General features: G+C 65.7%; 19 protein-coding genes. 11 read left to right on the top strand and 8 right to left on the bottom strand.

The window, feature by feature from the left end:
- Positions 1–41 precede the first annotated feature (41 nt).
- On the bottom strand, positions 42–1,202 hold the full coding sequence (locus ACE3SS_RS05125) for an acyl-CoA dehydrogenase family protein (RefSeq protein WP_374592023.1): 1,161 nt from the start codon (positions 1,200–1,202) through the stop codon (positions 42–44).
- 242 nt (positions 1,203–1,444) lie between these two features.
- On the opposite strand from ACE3SS_RS05125, the gene ACE3SS_RS05120 reads away from it, so the two are divergent.
- On the top strand, positions 1,445–2,170 hold the full coding sequence (locus tag ACE3SS_RS05120; protein ID WP_374592021.1) for a TetR/AcrR family transcriptional regulator: 726 nt from the start codon (positions 1,445–1,447) through the stop codon (positions 2,168–2,170).
- A 27-nt stretch (positions 2,171–2,197) separates the two neighbouring features.
- On the opposite strand, the gene ACE3SS_RS05115 is transcribed toward ACE3SS_RS05120, so the two are convergent.
- Positions 2,198–2,653 (bottom strand): MerR family DNA-binding transcriptional regulator, encoded by a 456-nt coding sequence (locus ACE3SS_RS05115; RefSeq protein ID WP_374592019.1) that lies wholly within the window; start codon positions 2,651–2,653, stop codon positions 2,198–2,200.
- A 130-nt stretch (positions 2,654–2,783) separates the two neighbouring features.
- Between ACE3SS_RS05115 and ACE3SS_RS05110 the strand changes: the two genes are divergently transcribed.
- The 7 genes from ACE3SS_RS05110 to ACE3SS_RS05080 are packed head-to-tail and all read left to right on the top strand — an operon-like array spanning position 2,784 to position 12,158.
- The gene (locus tag ACE3SS_RS05110; RefSeq protein WP_374592017.1) at positions 2,784–3,683 is read left to right on the top strand and encodes an SDR family oxidoreductase; all 900 of its coding nucleotides are present in this window, start codon (positions 2,784–2,786) and stop codon (positions 3,681–3,683) included.
- Between the two features lie 51 nt (positions 3,684–3,734).
- Positions 3,735–5,345 (top strand): acyl-CoA carboxylase subunit beta, encoded by a 1,611-nt coding sequence (locus ACE3SS_RS05105; protein ID WP_374592015.1) that lies wholly within the window; start codon positions 3,735–3,737, stop codon positions 5,343–5,345.
- Positions 5,346–5,366: 21 nt separating this feature from the next.
- A complete protein-coding gene (locus ACE3SS_RS05100) occupies positions 5,367–6,521 on the top strand; it encodes an acyl-CoA dehydrogenase family protein (RefSeq protein WP_374592013.1) in 1,155 nt (384 codons plus the stop codon).
- A gap of 2 nt (positions 6,522–6,523) precedes the next feature.
- Positions 6,524–7,345, top strand: coding sequence for an enoyl-CoA hydratase/isomerase family protein (locus ACE3SS_RS05095; protein WP_374592011.1), 822 nt, complete (start codon positions 6,524–6,526; stop codon positions 7,343–7,345).
- 18 nt (positions 7,346–7,363) lie between these two features.
- A complete protein-coding gene (locus ACE3SS_RS05090) occupies positions 7,364–9,367 on the top strand; it encodes a biotin carboxylase N-terminal domain-containing protein (RefSeq protein ID WP_374592009.1) in 2,004 nt (667 codons plus the stop codon).
- Between the two features lie 24 nt (positions 9,368–9,391).
- Positions 9,392–10,318, top strand: coding sequence for a 3-keto-5-aminohexanoate cleavage protein (locus tag ACE3SS_RS05085; RefSeq protein WP_374592007.1), 927 nt, complete (start codon positions 9,392–9,394; stop codon positions 10,316–10,318).
- On the top strand, positions 10,281–12,158 hold the full coding sequence (locus ACE3SS_RS05080) for a long-chain fatty acid--CoA ligase (RefSeq protein ID WP_374592005.1): 1,878 nt from the start codon (positions 10,281–10,283) through the stop codon (positions 12,156–12,158). The genes ACE3SS_RS05085 and ACE3SS_RS05080 overlap by 38 nt, the downstream gene beginning before the upstream one ends.
- Positions 12,159–12,407: 249 nt before the next feature.
- On the opposite strand, the gene rpmG is transcribed toward ACE3SS_RS05080, so the two are convergent.
- The 3 genes from rpmG to trxB all read right to left on the bottom strand — a co-directional run bounded on the left by rpmG (position 12,408) and on the right by trxB (position 13,990).
- A complete protein-coding gene (gene rpmG / locus ACE3SS_RS05075) occupies positions 12,408–12,575 on the bottom strand; it encodes a 50S ribosomal protein L33 (protein WP_374592003.1) in 168 nt (55 codons plus the stop codon).
- 13 nt (positions 12,576–12,588) lie between these two features.
- Entirely contained in the window at positions 12,589–12,822 is a 234-nt protein-coding gene (gene rpmB / locus ACE3SS_RS05070) for a 50S ribosomal protein L28 (RefSeq protein WP_374592001.1), read from the bottom strand.
- A gap of 205 nt (positions 12,823–13,027) precedes the next feature.
- Complete coding sequence (gene trxB / locus ACE3SS_RS05065; RefSeq protein ID WP_374591999.1) at positions 13,028–13,990, bottom strand: thioredoxin-disulfide reductase; 963 nt, start codon at positions 13,988–13,990, stop codon at positions 13,028–13,030.
- 254 nt (positions 13,991–14,244) lie between these two features.
- Here trxB and ACE3SS_RS05060 point away from each other — a divergent pair, with 254 nt between their 5' ends.
- The 3 genes from ACE3SS_RS05060 to lolA are packed head-to-tail and all read left to right on the top strand — an operon-like array spanning position 14,245 to position 17,961.
- Positions 14,245–14,916, top strand: coding sequence for a Crp/Fnr family transcriptional regulator (locus tag ACE3SS_RS05060; protein WP_374591997.1), 672 nt, complete (start codon positions 14,245–14,247; stop codon positions 14,914–14,916).
- 31 nt (positions 14,917–14,947) lie between these two features.
- A complete protein-coding gene (locus tag ACE3SS_RS05055) occupies positions 14,948–17,326 on the top strand; it encodes a DNA translocase FtsK (RefSeq protein ID WP_374591995.1) in 2,379 nt (792 codons plus the stop codon).
- A gap of 17 nt (positions 17,327–17,343) precedes the next feature.
- Positions 17,344–17,961 (top strand): outer membrane lipoprotein chaperone LolA, encoded by a 618-nt coding sequence (gene lolA, locus ACE3SS_RS05050; RefSeq protein ID WP_374591993.1) that lies wholly within the window; start codon positions 17,344–17,346, stop codon positions 17,959–17,961.
- 6 nt (positions 17,962–17,967) lie between these two features.
- On the opposite strand, the gene ntrC is transcribed toward lolA, so the two are convergent.
- The 3 genes from ntrC to ACE3SS_RS05035 form a co-directional block, all read right to left on the bottom strand.
- Positions 17,968–19,620, bottom strand: a complete 1,653-nt coding sequence (gene ntrC, locus ACE3SS_RS05045) for a nitrogen regulation protein NR(I) (protein WP_374591991.1) — start codon at positions 19,618–19,620, stop codon at positions 17,968–17,970.
- Between the two features lie 90 nt (positions 19,621–19,710).
- Positions 19,711–20,823, bottom strand: coding sequence for a nitrogen regulation protein NR(II) (gene glnL / locus ACE3SS_RS05040; RefSeq protein ID WP_374591989.1), 1,113 nt, complete (start codon positions 20,821–20,823; stop codon positions 19,711–19,713).
- A 10-nt stretch (positions 20,824–20,833) separates the two neighbouring features.
- Positions 20,834–21,373 (bottom strand): hypothetical protein, encoded by a 540-nt coding sequence (locus ACE3SS_RS05035; protein WP_374591987.1) that lies wholly within the window; start codon positions 21,371–21,373, stop codon positions 20,834–20,836.
- Positions 21,374–21,416 lie beyond the last annotated feature (43 nt).

Genomic DNA, 21,416 nt, shown 5'->3' with positions numbered 1-21,416 from the left:
GGTACGTTTGAAGTAGTGGGTTCAATCAATGAAACAGGGCATCACAGGAAGCGCGATGCCAGTTCTTTCATGATCTCGTTGGTGCCGCCATAGATGCGCTGCACGCGCGAATCGGCCCACAGGCGAGCAATCGGGTACTCCTTCATGTAGCCGTAGCCCCCGAACAGCTGCAAGCATTCGTCGATCAGCTTGCACTGGTTGTCGCTGATCCAGTACTTGATGAGCGCCGCGCGGTCTACGCCCAGCTTGCCTTGCAGGTGCGACACCATCGCGGCATCGACCAGCGCACGCGAGGCCATGAGCAGCGCCTGGCATTCGGCCAGCTTGAAGCGCGTGTTCTGGAACGAGAAGATCGGCTTGCCGAACGCCTTGCGTTCCTTGGTGTATTCGAGCGTCACCTTCATGGCCAGCTCCATGGCGGCGATGCCGGCCACGGCCACGATCATGCGTTCTTGCGGCAGCTCCTGCATCAGCTGCACGAAGCCCATGCCTTCGATTTCGCCCAGCAGGTTGTGCTTGCTCACCACCACGTCGTCGAAGAACAGCTCGGAGGTGTCTTGCGCCTCCATGCCGATCTTGTCGAGGTTGCGACCACGGCGGAAGCCCGGCGCCTCGTCGGTCTCGATCACGAACAGCGAGATGCCGTGCGCGCCTTCGTCCTTGTTGGTCTTGCAGACCACGATGACGAGGTTGGCGAGCTGGCCGTTGGTGATGAAGGTCTTGCTGCCGTTGATCTTGTAGCTCTCGCCATCCGCCGACTTCAAGGCCAGCGTACGCACGCCTTGCAGGTCGGAGCCCGTGCCCGGCTCGGTCATGGCGATGGCGCCGATGTACTCGCCCGTGGCCAGCTTGGGCAGCCAGCGCTTCTTCTGCTCTTCGGTACCGTAGTGCAGGATGTACGGCGCGACGATGCCCGAGTGCAAGCCACCGCCGAAGCCGCCAATGCAAGCCTCGCCTTGCGCCAGGATCAGCGCGGCCTCGTGGCCGAAATCACCGCCCGCGCCGCCGTATTCCTCGGGCATGGAGGCGCACAAGAAGCCGTTCGCGCCAGCGTCCAGCCAAGCCTGCCGATCCATCATGCCCTGCGCGCGCCAGGCTTCGTCCTTGGGCAGCCATTTGTCGGTCATGAAGCGCTTGGCCGAGTCGTAAAGCATCTTGTGCTCGTCGGTCATCCAGGTCGGCTCGAAACATTGAATCGCCATCTTCGTCTCCAATCAGTCTTTCACGTTCATACAAACGGTAATCTTGATTACCGCATCAAAAACTCTCCGATATCGACCACCAGCTGCACGAAAGACGACAACATGGCATCAATCATTCCCAGCATTCCCTAGCGTTCCTGCCTGATTCGTGAGTGCGCTCATCGTGTCGGCAGCCATGCCCAATTGCAAGCGCGAGACCCACTTTTTGCATATTTGCGCGTCATTTGGTAATCTTTATTTCCATGTCGGAAACCACCACGTCAAGACCGCATCGAGGCAAGCGCGCCGCCCGAGCCACCTCGAGCGAACCCGTCGATTCGGCCACGCACGCCGCCGCCGAGCAAGGCGCGCAAGCGCGCCGCGCCAGCCTGGACGGCATGCGCCCCGAGACCCTGCAACGCATCGAGAAAGCCGTGCTGCAACTCTTCTCGCAGCGCGACTTCAGCGAGGTGAGCCTGATCGACGTGGCCAAGGCGGCCAATGTGTCGCTGCAGACCATCTACAAATATTTCGGCAGCAAGGAGACGCTCGTCTACGCCATGCTCGACGTGATGCTGAGCCGCCTGGCCGTTCGCATGCTCGACCACCTGCAAGGCATTGCCGACGTGCGCGAGCGCCTGCGCAAGACCTTCTGGGTCATGCTCGACTTCATGGACAAGCAGCCCGAGGTGATGCAACTGCTGTGCACCGCGCTGCCGGTGCAACGGCACCGCAACATCCAGATCTACGAGAGCCCCGACCTGATGCAGGCGTTCTGGGGCGTGTTCACCGACGGCCAGCAGCGCGGCGTGCTGAACGACCGCGTGTCGAGCAAGGTGCTGCTCGATGTGTTCCTGGGCATCCTGGGGCGCGTGGTGCAGATGCACATCTTCAGGCGCGAGACGCATTCGCTGCTCGATCAGTTCGATGAGCTGTTCGACATCTTGTGGCGCGCCATGTCGAACCCGGGCCACCCCGATCCAGCCTGACTCGCCCGTCGCCATGATGCGCCGCGGTCAACCGCCCCTGCCGCGGCGTTTTTCGTCCAGCAACTTGCGGCTGCTGGCGTTGATGAGCCGCAACTCGGCCAGCGAGGCATCGATCTGCTCGCGCTTGGATTCCAGGTCACGAATGGCCGCATCGGTTTTCTCGACCACGAAGGTCAACTGCTGCACGCGGCCTTCGCCGCGCTGGCCGTACATGTCGAGGTAATGCTTGATCTCGGCCAGCGGCGTGCCCAGCGACTTGGCGCGCAGGATGCGGTAGAGCCGGGCCCTGTCTTGCTTGTTGTAGACGCGCGTGCCATTGATGCGGCGCGGCGCCAGCAGCCCCTTGGTTTCGTAAAAGCGCAGCGTGCGCGGCGAAACCTCGAAAGCCGCGCACATCTCGGCAATACCCATCAGGCCATCGCCATCGTCGTGCCTCACGTCGTCCAGAGCCCAGGCGGGCGGCAATTTGCTCACGTTGTTCATGCTGAAAAGGTTAGTCAGTCCGGCTAACGTAAACCATAAGCGTTTTACCTAATAGGTACATTGTTGACGTTAACGTCACCCAATCATACAGTGCAGGCATTCGACTTGAAACCTCACTCCATCGAGCACCATGCCCCACACCTCTCCCACCGGCACCCCATCGAAGTACGCCAGCGTGCTGCGCCCCGGCTTGTTCGCAGGTGAAGTGCACATCGTCACCGGCGGCGGCAGCGGCATCGGTCGCTGCGTGGCCCACGAGCTGGCCGCGCTGGGCGCCACCGTGATCCTCACCGGCCGCACCCAAGAAAAGCTCGACAAGGTCGCCGCCGAGATCCGTGAAGACGGCGGCCAGGCCGACACCTTCGCCTTCGACATCCGCGACGAAGACCAGGTCAAGGCAGCCGTCGCGCAGATGGTCGAAAAGCACGGCCGCATCCACGGCCTCGTGAACAACGCGGGCGGCCAGTTCCCGTCACCGCTGCAGATGATCTCGAAGCGTGGTTTCGACGCCGTGGTCACCAACAACCTCACCGGCGGCTTCCTGATGGCGCGCGAGGTGTTCAACCAGTCGTTCCAGAAGCACGGCGGCGGCGCCATCGTCAACATGACTGCCGACATGTGGAACGGCATGCCCGGCATGGGCCACTCGGGCGCCGCACGCGCCGGCATGGCCAACCTGACCAAGACGGCCGCGTTCGAATGGTCGGTCGCCAATGTCCGCGTCAACGCCGTGGCACCGGGCTGGATCGCGTCCAGCGGCATGGACTCCTACGGCCCCGCCATGGCCGGCATCATCAACCAGCTCAAGCACAACGTGCCGATGCGCCGCATGGGTCTCGAAGCCGAAGTGAGCTCGGTGATCTGCTTCCTGCTCAGCCCGGGCGCCGCCTTCATGACAGGCATCACGGTGGCCATCGATGGCGGCGCGCCGCTCAACAGCCCCATCTTCCCGCTGGCCGATCACGCACCGTCCACCACCTACGAAGGCTTTCACCGCGCGGTGTTGCCCAAGGCGCTGCAAGGCGATTGAACCTCCCGAGCCCCGTCCCCCCCCACCCCGAGACACCACGAGCCTCTCAACATGCCCGTATTGCGTTCAACCCTCAACACCAAGACCGACGCGTTCCGCACCAACGTCGAGCGCATGAACGAGCGACTGCAACAAGTGCGCGCGCTCGAACAGCAGGTGCGCAACGAATCAGCCGCCAAGCGCGACAAATTTGAAAAGCGCGGCCAACTGCTGCCGCGCGAGCGCGTGGCTCGCCTGCTCGACCGCGATTCGCCCTTCCTCGAACTCAGCACCCTGGCAGGCCTGGGCATGCACGACGACGACGGCAAGAAGAGCGTGCTGGGCGGCGGCACCATCATCGGCATCGGCGTGGTGGCCGGCAAGCGTTGCCTCGTCACCGCGAGCGACTCGGCGCTCAAGGGCGGCACCGTGTCGCCCATGGGTCTGAAGAAAGGCCTGCGCGCACAAGAGATCGCCCGCGAAAACAAGCTGCCCCTGATCTGCATGGTCGAGAGCGGCGGCGCCAACTTGATGTACCAGGCCGAGATCTTTGTCGAAGGCGGCAAGAGCTTCGCCAACCAGGCGCGTCTGTCGGCCATGGGCATCCCGCAGATCGCGGTGGTGCACGGCTCGTCGACCGCCGGCGGCGCGTATCTGCCGGGCTTGTCTGACTACGTGGTGCTGGTGCGCGAGCGCTCGAGCATCTACCTGGCCGGCCCACCGCTGGTCAAGGCGGCCATCGGTGAAGACGCCACCGACGAAGACCTGGGCGGCGCCGAGATGCACGCCAGCGTCACCGGCCTGGGCGAATACATCACCGACAACGACGCCCACGCCGTGGCCCTGGCGCGCGACCTGATCGACAAGCTCAAGTGGGACGCGGTGCCCGCGCACCCCGAGGCATCGGCCCCGCTCTACGACGAGCAGGAGCTGCTGGGCTGCATCCCGGCCGACGACCGCGAGCCCTTCGACACCCGCGAGGTCATTGCCCGCATCGTCGACGGATCGGACTTTTTGGAATTCAAGGCCAAGTACGCCCCTGAAACGCTGTGCGGCCACGCCCGCATCGACGGTCACCTCGTCGGCATCCTGGGCAACAACGGCCCGATCCAGCCGCAGGGCTCGACCAAGGCCGCGCAGTTCATCCAGCTGTGCGACCAGTCGGGCACGCCGCTGATCTTCTTGCAGAACACCACCGGCTACATGGTGGGCTCGGCGGCCGAACACGGCGGCGCGATCAAGCACGGCTCGAAGATGATCCAGGCCGTGGCCAATGCCCGCGTGCCCAAGTTCACCATCGTGCTGAGCGGTTCGTTCGGCGCCGGCAACTACGGCATGTGCGGCCGCGGCTTCGACCCGCGCTTCATCTTCAGCTGGCCCTCGGCCCGCACCGCCGTGATGGGTGGCGCGCAAGCCGCCAAGGTGATGGAGATCGTCACGCGCGGCAAGATGGAACGCGCCGGCATGCCGGTGAACGACGCCATGCTCGAAGGCATGAGCGCCGAAATCAAGAAGCGCCTCGACGCCGAGAGCAACGTGCTCTTCGGCACCGCCCGCCTGTGGGACGACGGCGTGATCGACCCGCGCGACACCCGCCGCGTCCTCTCGCTTTGCCTGTCCCTCGCTGCCGAGGCCGACCAACGCACGCTGCGCCCGAACACCTTCGGCGTGGCCCGCATGTAACCCACCGTCTGGAGACATCCGATGCAATTCACCGCAGAACACATCGCCCTGAGCGACACCGTCAAGCGCTTCGTCGAAAACGAGATCAACCCCTTCTGCGCCGAGTGGGAAAAGGCCGGCCACTTCCCCGCGCACGAGCTGTTCAAGAAGCTCGGCGACCTGGGGCTGCTCGGCATCAAGTACGACACCGCCTACGGCGGCATGGGCCTCGACTTCTCGTACGCCGCCGTGGCCTCTGAAGCCTTCGGCGTGGCCAACTGCGGCGGCGTGCCGCTGGCCATCGGCGTGCAGACCGACATGTGCACCCCCGCGCTGCACCGCTTCGGCTCCGACGCGCTGAAGAAGGAATACCTGGCCCCCGCCATCGCCGGTGACATGGTCGGCTGCATCGGCGTGAGTGAAGTGGGTGGCGGCTCCGACGTGGCCGCGCTCAAGACCACCGCCAAGACCGATGGCGGCGACTACGTGATCAACGGCTCGAAGATGTGGATCACCAACGGCATGCAGGCCGACTGGTGCTGCCTGCTGGCCAACACCTCCGAAGGCAAGGTGCACGAGAACAAGTCGCTGATCATCGTGCCGATGGACGCCAAGGGCATCGAGAAGCAGAAGATCGACAAGCTCGGCATGCGCGCCTCCGACACCGCCCAGCTGTTCTTCGACAACGTGCGCGTGCCCAAGCGCAACCTGATCGGCATCGAAGGCACCGGCTTCATGATGCAGATGCTGCAGTTCCAGGAAGAGCGTCTGTACGGCGCGGCCAACTCGCTGCTGATGATGGACCGCCTGATCGACCAGACCATCGCTTACTGCAAGGATCGCCACACCTTCGGCGTGCCGCTGATAAACAACCAGGTCATCCACTACCGCCTGGCCGAACTGCGCACCGAAGTCGAGTTGCTGCGCTCGCTGACCTACCGCGCCGTTGAGGAGTACGTGAGCGGCAAGGACGTGACCCGCCTAGCTTCGATGGCCAAGCTCAAGTGCGGTCGCCTGGTGCGCGAAGTGGCCGACAGCTGCCTGCAGTACTGGGGCGGCATGGGCTTCACGTGGGACAACCCGCTGGCCCAGGCCTATCGCGACGGCCGCCTCGTGTCGATCGGCGGCGGCGCCGACGAAATCATGCTCGGCATCATCGCCAAGCTCGAAGGCACCCTGCCCAAGAAGGCGCGCTGATCATGAGCGCCAACATCACGACAACCAAGACGCTCAAGCTGGAGCACGGCAACGGCGTGCTGACCATCTGGCTCAACCGCCCCGAAGTGCGCAACGCCATGTCGCTTGAAATGGTGGGCGAACTGACCGACGTGCTCGGCAGCGCCGAAGCCGACTCCAGCGTGCGCGTGGTCGTGCTGCGCGGCACCGGCGGCCACTTCTGCGCCGGCGGCGACATCTCCGACATGGCCCAGGCCCGCATGCGCCTGGCTGCCGGCGAAGCCAACGCGGTGGCCGACGTCAACGCGCGCTTCGGCCGCCTCTGCCTGGCCTACGCACGCAGCACGCTGCCCATCATCACCGTGCTCGAAGGCTCGGTGATGGGTGGCGGCTTCGGTCTGGCCTGCGTGTCGGACGTGACCATTGCCCTGAGCAACGTGGCCTTCCGCCTGCCCGAAACCTCGCTGGGCATCCTGCCCGCGCAGATCGCACCCTTCCTGGTCGAGCGCATCGGTTATGCCGAGGCCAAGCGACTGTCCATCACGGGCGGCAAGGTCGAGGCTGCCGAGGCGCTGCAGATCCGTCTGGTGCACGAGGTGCATGCCGACGAAGCCGCGCTGCAAGCCGCGCTCAAGCAAGTCGTCTTGCGCATTCAGAGCTGCGCGCCGGGCGCCATCGCCACCACCAAGGCACTGCTGGCGCGCACGCGTTTCGACGCGCCGCAGAACCTCATCGACGACGCCGCCGCGCTGTTCTCGAAGGCCGTGTTGGGCCCCGAAGGACAAGAGGGCACCTCGGCCTTCATGCAAAAGCGCAAGGCCGCCTGGGTGCCGGCCAGCGAATAAGCCAAGAGAGTTTCAACCGTGCTCAAAAAAATCCTGATTGCCAATCGCGGCGAAATCGCCTGCCGCGTGATCCGCACCGCGCGCACGCTGGGCTACCGCACCGTGGCGGTCTACTCCACGGCTGACGCGCAAGCGCCGCATGTGAGCCTGGCCGACGAAGCCGTGTGCATCGGCGGCGCGCCGGCGTCCGAGTCCTACCTGCGCGGCGACGTGCTGCTCGAAGCCGCCAAGAAGACCGGCGCCAACGGCATCCACCCCGGCTACGGCTTTCTGTCTGAAAACGCGGGCTTCGCGCAGGCTTGCGCCGATGCCGGCGTGATCTTCATCGGCCCGCCGCCCGACGCCATCAAGGTGATGGGCGACAAGGCCGGCGCCAAGCGTCGCATGCTCGAAGCCAAGGTGCCCTGCGCCCCCGGTTATCTGGGCGAGGATCAGAGCGACGACCGCCTCATCGCCGAAGCCGAGCGCATGGGCTACCCGCTGCTCGTCAAGGCCGTGAGCGGCGGCGGCGGGCGCGGCATGCGCCTCGTGCATCAGCACAGCGAACTGGCGCAAGCCATCGTGAGCGCACGCCGCGAAGCGCAAAGCGCCTTCGGCGACGGCACGCTGATGCTCGAGCGCCTGATCCTCAACGGTCGCCACATCGAGATCCAGGTCTTCGCTGACGCGCACGGCAACGCCGTCTACGTGGGCGAACGCGACTGCACGGCGCAGCGCCGTCGCCAGAAGGTGATCGAAGAGGCGCCGTCGCCCGTGGTGAGCCCCGAGATGCGCGCCAGCATGGGCCGCGACGCCGTGGCCGCCGCGCTGGCCGTGGGTTACCGCGGCGCCGGCACCATCGAGTTCATCGTCGACGACAAGCTCAACTACTACTTCCTGGAGATGAACACCCGTCTGCAGGTCGAGCACCCCGTCACCGAAATGATCTCGGGCTTCGACCTCGTTGAGTGGCAGCTGCGCGTGGCCTCGGGCCAGCCCCTGCCGGTCAAGCAAGACGACATCACCCTCACCGGCCACGCCATCGAGGCGCGCCTGTACGCCGAAGACCCGTATGCCGGCTTCGTGCCGCAGACCGGCCCGATCCAATGGTGGCGCCCCGAGCGCGCCAAGTTCGGCGGCGTACGCATCGACGACGGTATCCGCGAAGGCGGTGAAGTCACCCCGTTCTACGACGCGATGGTGGCCAAGCTCATCGTGCACGGCCGTGACCGCGACGACGCCATCCGCCGCCTGATCGCCACGCTCGACGACGCCCCGCTGATCGGCCTGCGCAACAACGCCCGCTTCCTGCGCGACCTCATCGATCACCCGACCTTCCGTGCTGGCGAGATGACCACCACGCTGATCGACAAGTGGGCCGAAGACGGCGAGCCGATCCTGCAGCGCCCCGGCATGTCGCGCGAAGCCTTGCTCGTGGCCGCCTCGCTGTTCGCGCTGCGCGACCACGTCAACGCGCACGACGCCTCGCACGTCCACCTGCGCTCGGCCAGCGTCACCGGCTACGAACTCAAGCTGAGCCACGACGACACCGAGCACGCCGTGCGCGTCACCCCGGGCCGCGACGGCCTGGTGACGCTGCGCGTGCGCGGCGAAACCGAAGACGCCGAACTGCGCGTGCTGAGCCACGAGGCCACCCCCGGCGCGGGCTCAACCGGCGGCGAGCTGCGCTACGAGCTGGGTGGCGTGCGCCGCCGCGTGCTCGCGGTGTGGGCCGGCGCCACCTTGAACGTGGTCGTCGATGCCGCCGTGTTCGTCTTCAACGAAGTCTCGCCCTGGCCCGCGCAGAACGATGCCAACGACCCCAGCCGCGCCGTCGCCCCCGTGGCCGGCGTGGTGGCCCAGGTGCTGGTCAAGCCCGGCGACAAGGTCGAGGCCGGCCAGCAGATGGTCAGCGTCGAGGCCATGAAGATGGAAATGTGGCTCTGCGCGCAAGCGCCGGGCGTGGTGAAGGCCGTGCACGGCGCGGTGGGCGAGCAGGTGCAAGCGCAAGCCCTGATCGTCGAGATCGAGTTGTCCGAATAACCGCGCAGTAAAAGGATTCAAGAGATGAGCACCAACCTCAACCCGCAAAACAAGGCCATCCTCACCTGCGCCCTCACCGGCGTGCTGACGGACCCGGCCCAACACCCGGTGCCCGTCACCGCCGCCCAGATGGCCGCCGCCGCCCGCGAGGCCTATGACGCCGGCGCCGCGATCATGCACGTGCACCTGCGTCGCCAAGAGCCCGGCATGGGCCGCTTCCCGAGCTGGGACCCGGCCGTCGCCGCCGAGATCGACACCGCCATCCGCGCTGCCTGCCCCGGCGTCATCATCAACCTGACCACCGGCGTCGTCGGCCCCGATATCTCGGGCCCCGTGGCCTGCATCCGCGCCGTGCGCCCCGAGATCGCCGCGTGCAACGCCGGCAGCCTCAACTACCTGAAGATCAAGGAGAACGGTCAGTGGGCCTGGCCCCCGATGCTGTTCGACAACCAGGTCGACAAGGTCAAGGCCATGATCGACGTGATGAAGGAATGCGGCACGCGCCCCGAATTCGAATGCTTCGACGTCGGCATCGTGCGCTCCGTCGGCATGTTCCAGAAGGCGGGCATGACCGACTACCTCGAATACAACTTCGTGATGGGCGTGGCCTCGGGCATGCCGGTCGATGCCGACCTGCTCAAGCTGCTCGTCAAGTACCGCGAGCCCGACACCTTCTGGCAGACCACGCTGATCGGCCGCGAAGAAATCTGGCCGGTGCACCAGGCCACCGCCGATCTGGGCGGCATGCTGCGCACCGGCGTCGAAGACACCTTCTATCTGCCCGGCGGTGCCCGCACCACCGGCAACGGCCAGCTGATCGAGGCGCTCGCCACGTGCGCGCGCAACGCCGGCCGCGAGATTGCATCCCCACAAGAAGCACGGGCCATCCTCGGCCTACAAGCAGGAGACAACCATGGTGCAGCAAGCGTTCAAACCGGAGTCGCCGTCTGAAACCCGCGGGCCCGCGGCTGCAGGCCAAGGGCCGCAGCTGGTGAGCGGTTTCATCTCGTCGCCCGCGCGGTTCTTGCAGACCGCGCAACAGTTCGCCACGCGCGGCGCCTACTACGTGCGCAACGATGACGGCTGGGCCAGCACTTCGTGGGCCGATTACGCGCAGCAGGTGCAAACCGCCGCGCGAGCCCTCATTGCCCTGGGTGTGCAAGCCGGCCAATCGGTATGCATCCTCGGCTTCAACCGCCCCGAGTGGGCCATCATGGATCTGGCAGCCATGATGGTCGGCGCCGTGCCCGCCGGCATCTACTGGACGAGCTCGACCAGCGAGATCGAGTACATCCTCGACCATGCCCGCGCCCCCGTGCTGCTGGTCGACAACAACGAGCGGCTGCGCAAGGTGCAGGGCATTCGTGAACGGCTCGCCCACCTGCAGCACCTCATCCGCATGCCCGACGGCCAACCGTCGGATGCCGGCTCGATGTCGTGGGCCGATTTCATGGCCCTGGGTCGGCCCGAGCTGCAAGCCACCGTTGAGGCTCGCCTTGCCGCCATCCGCCCCGAGCACCCCGGCACCTACATCTACACCTCGGGCACCACCGGCCCGGCCAAGGCCGTGATGCTGTCGCACGGCAACATCGCCTGGAGCTCACGCGCCATGAGCGGGTCACTCGGCGGCTCGCCCGAAGAGCGCGTCGTCTCCTATCTGCCCATGGCTCACGTGGCCGAGCAGATGATCAGCATCCACGGCCCCGTGCAGCGCGGTTTCTCGGTCTACTACGCCCGCAAGATCGAAGACCTCAGCCAATATCTCGTCGAGGTGCGGCCCACCATCTTCTTCGGCGTGCCGCGCGTGTGGGAGAAGATGCACGCCGCCATCGAAGCCAAACTCAGCGCCGCCACCGGCATCAAGGGCCAGCTCGCGCGCTGGGCCATGAGCACGGGCCGCCGCTGGCACGACGCCGAGCTCAACCACGAACGCCCCGGCGCGTGGCTGTCGCTGCAACACCGGCTCGCCAACCGCCTCGTGCACAACAAGGTCAAAGCCGCCATCGGGCTCGACCAGGCCCACATGCTCGCCAGTGGCGCCGCGCCGATCTCCGCCGAGAAACTCAAGTTCTTCACCGGGCTCGACATCGTCATCCGCGAGGTCTACGGCCAATCCGAGAGCTCTGGCGCCACCACCCTCAGCCTGCGCGGACGCACCCGGCTGGGCGCCGTCGGCCTGCCCATGGACGGCGTTGAAATACGCATTGCCGACGACGGCGAGATCCTCGTGCGCGGCCCGCACATCTTCGCCGGGTACGCCGGCAACGCGCAGGCCACCGCCGAAACCATGCAAGACGGCTGGCTGGCCTCGGGCGATCTGGGCCATCTCGACAAAGACGGCTACCTCTACATCACCGGGCGCAAGAAGGACCTGCTCATCACCTCGGGCGGCAAGAACATCTCACCGGCCAACATCGAGGCTGATCTGATGACGATTCCGCTCGTCGAGCACGCCGTGGTGTGCGGCGATGGCCGCCACTACCTCAGCGCGCTGCTCACGCTCAAGCCCGAAGCCCTGAGCGAACTGATCGCGCAATACCACCTGGGCGACCTCAGCCGCGAACAGCTCTGCGAGGCGCCCGCCTTGCAAGCCGAGTTGCAACGCGGCATCGATGCCCTCAACACCCGGCACGCCCGCGTCGCCAACATCCGCAAGTTCCGCGTGCTGCCTCAAAGCTTCAGCATCGAAGCCGGCGAGCTCACGCCGACGATGAAGGTCAAGCGCAAGGTCGTCATCGATCGATTCAAGGATCTGGTCGAAGACATGTACGCCGAGCCTCCGGGCAACTGAGGCGACACGAACTGCCCTTTTACTTCACTTGCGTTGAACGCCCCCGCGATGCTTTGCGCGTCGCAGGGGTTTTTTTGTGGCCCGAAACGGGCAGCGCAGGTCGCGCAGAACGGGCTTGCACAGACTGGCTTGCGCAACGCGAACCGGCCCTGCCCCAAGCGAAACGCCAACCACTGCGGTTGCAACGAACAGGCAACAAAAAACCCGCCGAGCCGAGCTGGGCGGGTTCTTTGCCGATCAGCCGAAAAATTACTTCAGCTTCACTTCCTTGTAGGCCACATGCTTGCGGGCCTTCGGGTCGAACTTCATGAATTCCAGCTTTTCAGGCGTGGTCTTCTTGTTCTTGGTCGTGGTGTAGAAGTGGCCGGTTCCTGCAGTGGATTCCAGCTTGATCTTTTCGCGTCCGCCTTTTGCCATGATGGGCTCCTAATCAGAGTTCGCCGCGGGCGCGCAGGTCGGCGACGACCTTCTCGATGCCCACTTTGTCAATCAAGCGCAGGGCGGCGGTCGAAATGCGCAGACGCACCCAGCGGTTTTCGTTTTCCAGCCAGAAACGGCGGTATTGCAGGTTCGGCAGGAACCGACGCTTGGTTTTGTTGTTGGCGTGAGAAACGTTGTTCCCCACCATCGGGCCCTTACCCGTAACTTGACAGACGCGTGCCATGACGCTTCTCCGTTTAACTTAATGGTTCAAATCGGTGACCAGAGCAAGCAACCGCCTCGATCAAGACCTTGCTTGGGTAACCACCCTTCCGGCGCCAGAACCCGGCAGTCTGCAAAACCACCGGTCGGCCACGGGACGAATGCGGCAAAAACGGCGATTATAGTCAGAAATTGCGTCGCCGTCATCTACCCGATATCAGACGTTTTCAGTGCGCTCCGCCCTGCTCCAGGAAGCGCTGGGCGTCGAGCGCCGCCATGCAGCCGGTGCCCGCGCTGGTGATCGCCTGGCGGTAGATGTGGTCCTGCACGTCGCCGGCGGCAAACACGCCCGGCACGCTGGTCATGGTGGCAAAACCGTTCTGCCCGCCGCGCGTCACCAGGTAGCCGTCCTTCATCTCCAGCTGGCCCTTGAAGACCTCGGTGTTGGGCGAGTGGCCGATGGCGATGAAACAGCCGCTGAGCTTGATATCTTGGGTGGCGCCGGTATCGACGTGCTTGATGCGTACGCCGGTCACGCCGCTCTGGTCGCCCAGCACCTCGTCGAGCGTGTTGAACAGATGCAGCTCGATCTTGCCGGCCTGCACCTTCTCTTGAAGGTTGTCGATCATGATGGCTTCGGCGCGGAATTTGTCACGCCGGTGGATCAGATGCACCTTGCTGGCGATGTTCGACAGGTACAGCGCCTCTTCGACCGCCGTGTTGCCGCCGCCCACCACGCAGACCTCCTGGCCACGGTAGAAGAAGCCGTCGCAGGTGGCGCAGCCGCTCACGCCGCGCCCCATGAAGGCTTCTTCAGACGGCAGGCCCAGGTATTTGGCCGACGCGCCGGTGGCGATCACCAGGGTGTCGCAGGTGTAGGTACCGCTGTCGCCCTTGAGCGTGAACGGGCGCTTGGTCAGCTCGACCTCGTTGATGTGGTCGAACACGATCTGGGTGTTGAAGCGCTCGGCATGCTGCAAGAAGCGCTGCATCAGCTCGGGGCCCTGCACGCCCATCACGTCGGCCGGCCAGTTGTCCACCTCGGTGGTCGTCATCAGCTGCCCGCCCTGGGCCATGCCGGTGACGAGCAGCGGCTTGAGGTTGGCGCGGGCGGCATAGATGGCGGCGGTGTAGCCGGCGGGGCCGGATCCGAGGATCAGAACCTGGGCGTGCTGGGTGGTGGTGGTCATGGGGTGCGATCCGGTGAGAGGGTCAAAAGAAGTGACGAAGTGCGCGGTTTTTGATAGCTTTATCGAGTTCTGCCCCGCACGTGAAGGTCGGTAGAGTCAGTTCCGTGTTGTGCGCCGTGGCTTCAATTTTGAAAGACTTGAGAGACGGCGCTACGTGAAACTCAAATTGTAGGTTTGTGGACGAAGGTCGGCTCGCTGCCGTTTCTATTTCAGCCATAGCCCCGCAAGCCCCTTGTCTCGACGGAGGATCTTCCATGGCCATGCTGTCCAATCTCGACCTGATCCGGCGCGTGCCGCTGTTTTCGATGCTGACCGCCAATCAGGCGGAATCGGTGGCCGAAGCGGTGGTCAAGCGTCGATTCCGCCGCGGCGAAATCATCGTCGAGCGGGGTCAGAAATCGAACGCGCTGTACATCCTGCTGACGGGCCGCGCCCGTGTGGTGGCCGCCGATGCCCGCGGCCGCGAAGTCATCCTGGCCGTGCTGCAACCGGGCGACTACCTCGGCGAGATGAGCCTGATCGACAACGAACCCCACTCGGCCACCGTGCGCGCCGAAGTGCAGACCGACGTGCTGATGCTGGGCCGCGCCGAATTCGCGCGCTGCCTGCCCGAGAACTCCAGCCTGTCCTACGCCATCATGCGCGGCCTGGTGAGCCGCCTGCGCAACGCCGACCGCCAGATCGAATCGCTGGCCCTGCTCGACGTCTACGGCCGCGTGGCCCGCGCCCTGCTCGACATGGCCGCCGACGACTCCGGCCAGCGCGTGATCCGCGGCAAGGTGTCGCGCCAAGACTTGGCCAAGCACGTGGGAGCCTCGCGTGAAATGGTCAGCCGCGTGATGAAGGATCTGGAAGAACGCGGCCTGGTTGAAACACTCGAAACCGGCAGTGTGGTGCTCAAGGAGCGCCTCGAAGCCGGCGCGTGAGCCCACGCCCCAGTTGGCTCACAATGCGGGAATGACCTTCCCGCTCGGCACCATGCGATCCGAGAGCGGCGCTCACCAGGCGCCGCTTTCCACTTCTGCCCTGCGGCGCCACCAAGGCGCCGCGTCGGCTCTACCCCCGCAATCCGCCCCCTCGCCCGAAGCCTCGGCCTGGCGATTGCGTGCCGGCTTGGTGGTGGGTGCACTGGCCTGGGTGCTGGCCGTGCTCGCGCTGGCCTCGCACAACCCGAACGACGCCGCCTTCAGCACCACCGGCCTGGGCCCCGAGGTGAGCAACCGTGCCGGCGCCCTCGGCGCGTGGTTCTCCGACCTCGCCTTCATGACCTTCGGCCACTCGGCCTGGTGGGGCGTGCTGATCGGCCTGCGCGCCTGGCTCAGCGGCCTGGCGCGCTTGCTGCGCAGCGATGCACCCACCGTCAGCCGCTCGCGGCGCACGGGCTGGAGCATGGCGGTCGGCGCCATCTTGTTGATGGCCGCCAGCACCTCGCTCGAATGGACGCGCCTGTACCGCTTCGAACCCGGGCTGCCCGGCGGCCACGCCGGCGGCGCGCTCGGCTACACGCTGGGGCCGCTGAGCATGCACACGCTGGGCTTCACCGGCTCGGGCGTGCTCTGGATCACCGCCTTACTCGCCGGCCTGGCGCTGGCGCTGCGCTTTTCGTGGCTCGACCTCGCCGAGCGCATCGGCGGCCTGTTCGAGGGCGTGCGTGATCGCGCCCAGGCCAAGCGCGAGGCCGAAGAAGACGTCCGCCTGGGCGAGCAAGCCATTCGCGAGCGCGAGATCGTGGTCGAAGAAGAGCGCCACATCGTCGAAGAGCACCTGCCCATCGTGATCGAGCAGCCGGTGGCCGAGTTGCCCAAGAGCGAGCGCGTGGCCAAAGAAAAGCAGAAGCCGCTGTTCAACGAGCTGATCGACACCAAGCTCCCGCAGGTCGACCTGCTCGACTCACCCGGCGGCAAGCTCGAAACGGTCACGCCCGAATCGCTCGAGATGACCTCGCGCCTGATCGAAAAGAAGCTCAAGGACTTCGGCGTCGAGGTGCGCGTCGTGGCGGCCTCGCCCGGCCCGGTCATCACGCGCTACGAAATCGAGCCCGCCACCGGCGTGAAAGGCTCGCAGGTGGTCAACCTCGCCAAGGACCTGGCACGCTCGCTGAGCCTGGTATCGATCCGCGTGGTCGAGACCATCCCCGGCAAGAACCTGATGGCGCTGGAGCTGCCCAATGCCAAGCGCCAGACCATCCGCCTGGCCGAGATCCTGGGCTCGCAGGCCTACAACAGCGCGCAGTCGATGCTGACCATGGGCCTGGGCAAGGACATCATCGGCGGCCCGGTGGTGGCCGACCTCGCCAAGATGCCGCACTGTCTGGTGGCTGGCACCACCGGCTCGGGCAAATCGGTGGGCATCAACGCGATGATCCTGAGCCTGCTCTACAAGGCCGAGGCGCGCGACGTGCGGCTCATCCTCATCGACCCCAAGATGCTCGAGATGAGCGTCTACGAAGGCATCCCGCATCTGCTGTGCCCGGTCGTCACCGACATGAAGCAGGCCGGCAACGCGCTCAACTGGGCGGTGGGCGAGATGGAACGCCGCTACAAGTTCATGAGCAAGATGGGCGTGCGCAACCTGGCCGGCTACAACAAGAAGATCGACGACGCCACGGCGCGCGGCGAGCTCATCCCCAACCCGTTCAGCCTCACGCCCGAACAACCTGAACCGCTCGAACGCCTGCCGCACATCGTGGTGGTGATCGACGAGCTCGCCGACCTGATGATGGTGGTCGGCAAGAAGATCGAAGAACTCATCGCCCGCCTCGCACAAAAGGCGCGCGCCTCGGGCATCCACCTCGTGCTGGCCACGCAGCGCCCGAGCGTGGACGTGATCACCGGCCTGATCAAGGCGAACATCCCGACGCGCATCGCCTTCCAGGTCAGCAGCAAGATCGACAGCCGCACCATCCTCGACCAGATGGGCGCCGAGGCGCTGCTGGGCATGGGCGACATGCTCTACATGGCCAGCGGCACCGGCCTGCCGGTGCGCGTGCACGGCGCCTTCGTCAGCGACGACGAAGTGCACCGCGTGGTCGAATATTTGAAGACGCAAGGCGAGCCCAACTACATCGAGGGCATCTTGGAGGGCGGCACGCTCGACGGTGAAGACGGCGCGGGCGAAGGTGGCAGCGGCGATGCCGAAGCCGACCCGATGTACGACCAGGCCGTGGCCATCGTGCTGCAGCACAAGCGCGCCTCGATCTCGCTGGTGCAGCGCCACTTGCGCATCGGCTACAACCGCGCGGCGCGCCTGCTGGAACAAATGGAAAAGTCCGGCCTCGTATCCAGCATGTCCACCAGCGGCAACCGCGACCTCCTCGTGCCGAATCGAAACGAATGACCGCCCTGACCTCTCTCATGCATCGCGCCCACCGCGGCGGCTTGGCGCTGGCACTCGCACTGGCGACCGCAGCCGCTCACGCCGGCGCTATCGACACTTTGCAGAGCTTCGTGCGCGACGTCAAAAGCGGCCACGCCGAATTCACGCAAACGGTGACCTCACCTGATGGCAAGAAGAAGCGCGTGTCGCAAGGCAGCTTCGACTTCCAGCGCCCCAACCGCTTCCGCTTCGACTACGCCAAGCCCTATGAGCAGACCATCGTGGGCGACGGGCAGAAAGTGTGGCTGTACGACGCCGACCTCGAACAGGTGACCGTGCGCCCGATGAGCCAGGCTGTCGGCGCCACACCTGCGGCGCTGCTGGCCGGCGGCACGCTCGACAAGGACTTCGAGCTGAAGAACGCCGCCCCGGCCGATGGGCTGGAGTGGGTCGATGCCAAGCCCAGGCAGAAGGACGGCCAGTTTCAGCTGGTGCGGGTTGGTTTCAAAGGCAATGCGCTAGCGGTGCTGGAGATCATCGACAGCTTCGGCCAGCGTTCGCGGCTCGAATTCAGCGGCTACACGGCCAATGCGCCGATCGCCGCGCAGCGCTTCCAGTTCACGCCGCCCAAGGGCGCCGACGTGATCGAGCAGTAAGCCCGCTCAGTCGTCGAGCCCCAGCTCCTGAATCTTTCGCGTGATGGTGTTGCGGCCGATGCCGAGCTTTTGCGCGGCCTCGATGCGACGCCCCCGTGTGACGTCGAGCGCGGTGTGGATCAGCCGCGCCTCGAACTGCCGCGTGAGCGCGTCCCACACATCGGGCACGCCGGCATCGAGCATGGTGCGAGCCTGTTGCTCCAAGTCGGTCAACCAGTCTGACCGGCTGGGCTCGGTTGGCGCCATGGGCACCACCGGCGCCGCATAAGGAGCCGCACCGGCCATCGGTGCCGCTGGCGCAGCGAAACCGGCCGGTTGGCCGATCGAGCCGAACGGCACATACCCGGGCACAGCCGTGGCCATCGGCGCCGGATCGGCCCCCGGCGCGGGCCAGCTGGGCGCAGCGGCAGGAGGCACTGCGGCCGAGCCATCCAGCGTCGCGACCGGCACGGGTGCAGCCGACACACCAGCCCCCCCCGCCAGCGACACAGGCAAGGCGCTCACCGCCCCCTCCATCAATTCGGGCGGCAGGTCTTTCGACTCGATCACCTGCGCCGGCGCCATCACGGTCAGCCAATGGCAGATGTTTTCGAGCTGGCGCACGTTGCCGGGGTAGTCGAAGGCCGTGAGCTTGGCCAGGGCGGGCTCGGAAATGCGCTTGGCCTCGACACCCAGCTCCTTGGCGCTCTTTTGCAAGAAGAAGCGCGCCAGTGCTGCGATGTCTTCGCGCCGTTCGCGCAAGGCCGGCAGGCGCAGGCGGATCACGTTGAGGCGGTGGAACAAGTCTTCGCGGAAGCCGCCGAGCTTGACGCGCTCCTCGAGGTTCTGGTGCGTCGCGGCGATCACGCGCACATTGCTCTTGAGCGGGTGATGACCACCGACGCGGTAGAACTGCCCGTCGCTGAGCACGCGCAGCAGCCGCGTCTGCAAGTCGAACGGCATGTCGCCGATTTCGTCGAGAAACAACGTGCCGCCATCGGCCTGCTCGAAGCGCCCGCGCCGCATCGTCTGCGCGCCGGTGAACGCCCCGCGTTCGTGACCGAAGAGCTCGGACTCCAGCAGGTCTTTCGGGATGGCCGCCGTGTTGATCGCGACGAACGGGCCATTGGCGCGCGGACTGTGCTTGTGCAGCGCCCGCGCCACCAGCTCCTTGCCCGAGCCCGACTCACCGGTGATCAGCACGGTGACATTGCTCTGGCTCAGTCGCCCGATGGCGCGAAAGACGTCTTGCATCGCCGGCGCCTGGCCGAGCATTTCGGGCACCTGGGTCAGGCGCTCGTCGGCCACGTCCTCGCGCACGCTTTCTTCGACGGCGCGGCGGATCAGCTCCACCGCCTTGGTCAGGTCGAAAGGCTTGGGCAGGTACTCGAACGCACCGCCCTGGAAGGCCGACACGGCGCTGTCGAGATCGGAGAACGCCGTCATGATGATGACCGGCAGGCCCGGGCAACGCTCCTTGACCTTGCCCAGCAGATCGATGCCCGAGCCGCCGGGCATGCGGATGTCGGACACCAGCACCTGCGGCTCGTCGGCATCGAGCGCCGCCAGCACGTCACGCGCATTGGTGAAGCTGCGAACCGGGAAGTCCTCGCGCGCCAGCGCCTTTTCAAGCACGAAGCGGATGGATTGGTCGTCGTCTACGATCCAGATGGGTTTCATGCGATGCGTGGTCCTGTGTACGACTGCCGAGCTCGGAAGGTGTCCGGTCCCGCTACCCTGAGCCGCCCCCGCAACAAGCGGGCGGCTGGGTCACAGCAGCGGGATCAGCAACTTGAATACCGTCCGGCCCGGTTCGCTTTCGCATTCGATCGCCCCCTGGTGCTGCTGGACGAAGGTTTGCGCCAACGTCAGACCGAGCCCCGATCCGCCGTCGCGCCCCGATACCAGCGGGTAAAAAATGCGATCGCGGATGGACTCGGGCACGCCCGGGCCGTTGTCTTCGATATGCAAGACCAGTGCCAGACGGTGCAACTGGCGCTGGATGGTGAGGCTGCGCACCACCCGGCTGCGGAAGATGATCCGGGCGTCGCCTGTCGCAATGCGATCGGCCAGCGCATGTGCGGCGTTGTGCGTGATGTTGAGCACCGCCTGGATGAGCTGCTCGCGATCGCCGCGAAACTCGGGGATCGAGATGTCGTAATCCCGAACGATCTTCAATCCCTTCGGGAATTCGGCCAGGATCAGCGACCGCACGCGCTCGCAGACCTCGTGGATGTTGACGTCGCTCACCACATGCGGTTTGCGATGCGGCGCCAGCAGGCGGTCCACCAGCGCCTGCAGCCGGTCGGCCTCGTGGATGATGACCTGGGTGTACTCGATGAGGCCCTTGGACTCGACCTCCATCTGCAGCAGCTGCGCCGCGCCCCGGATGCCGCCCAGCGGGTTCTTGATCTCGTGAGCGAGGTTGCGGATCAGCTCCTTGTTGGCCCGCGCCAGGCCCAGATCGCGCTCCTCGCGGTCTTGCCGCGTGCGCTGCTGCACCTCCACCAGCTCGACCAGCGCCAATTCGCCCGCCGCGAACTGCGTGACGATGACGTGCACCGCCAGCGGGTCGCCGGGCGAGCCGGGCTGCGGGCGCAGTTGGGCCTCGAAGCGGCTGCTGGAGTAGTCGTTGCGGCACACCGCCGCCACCGTTTCAAGCAGCGGTTGCTGATCGATGAAACGCTCGAACAGCGAACCGCGCAAGACGCTGCGCCTGGACAGGCCCAGCACCTCTTCGAACGCCGCATTGGCGAACACGCACTGGCCGTCGACCCGCACCACCGCGACCATGGTCGCCAACAGGTCGAACACCTCCAGATCCAGCCCCGGCGGCAGCCCCACCGCGGGCTCGCCTCGCTCGGCCACCGCGCCAGTTCCCATCACAGAACCATCACTGCGCTGCCGGCAACTTGGCGAGTTCGCGCTTGAGCGCCTCGACGTCGGCCTCCTTGCGCACCAGCGCGGCCTTCATCTCGGCGACGCGGTCGGCGTACTTCTGGTAGTTCTTCTCGTCGCCCTGGCGCTCGGGCTCGCCGTTGTTGTAGTTCTTTTTCAAAGCCGCCAGCGCGTCTTCTTCCTTCTTCAGCTCGGCCTCGAGAATGCGCCGCGCGTCGCTGTCGCGGGCGCGCTGATCGCCCGGATCAACCTTGGCGTCCTTGCCGCCGGAGCCCTTGGCTTCCTTGCTGTCTTTGGGCTCGCGTCGTGGCGCCGATTGCAGCACCGTGATGGGGGCGCCTTCCAGCGTCTTGCAGCCCTTGGCCGCCGCCTCCTTTGCCGACAACGAATCGGTGTAGAGGTTGCCGGGGCATTTGTAGACTTGCTTGTCTGCGGCGGCGGGGTTGTCCGCCCAGGCGCTCAGCGGCGCGGCAGCACCGAGCACGAGGCAAGCCGTCAAACCAAACCAAGGTGTCCGATGGGTTTTCAACTTCATGTTGGATGCGTTCCTCATTGAGCGCCTCAGTATGGCGCAAGCC

Origin of the sequence: Aquabacterium sp., from assembly GCF_041915145.1 — a bacterium.
Classification (GTDB): Bacteria; Pseudomonadota; Gammaproteobacteria; order Burkholderiales; family Burkholderiaceae_C; genus Aquabacterium.
The sequence above is the reverse complement of the archived record's forward strand: the minus strand, read 5'-3'. Positions and strand labels throughout refer to the sequence as shown.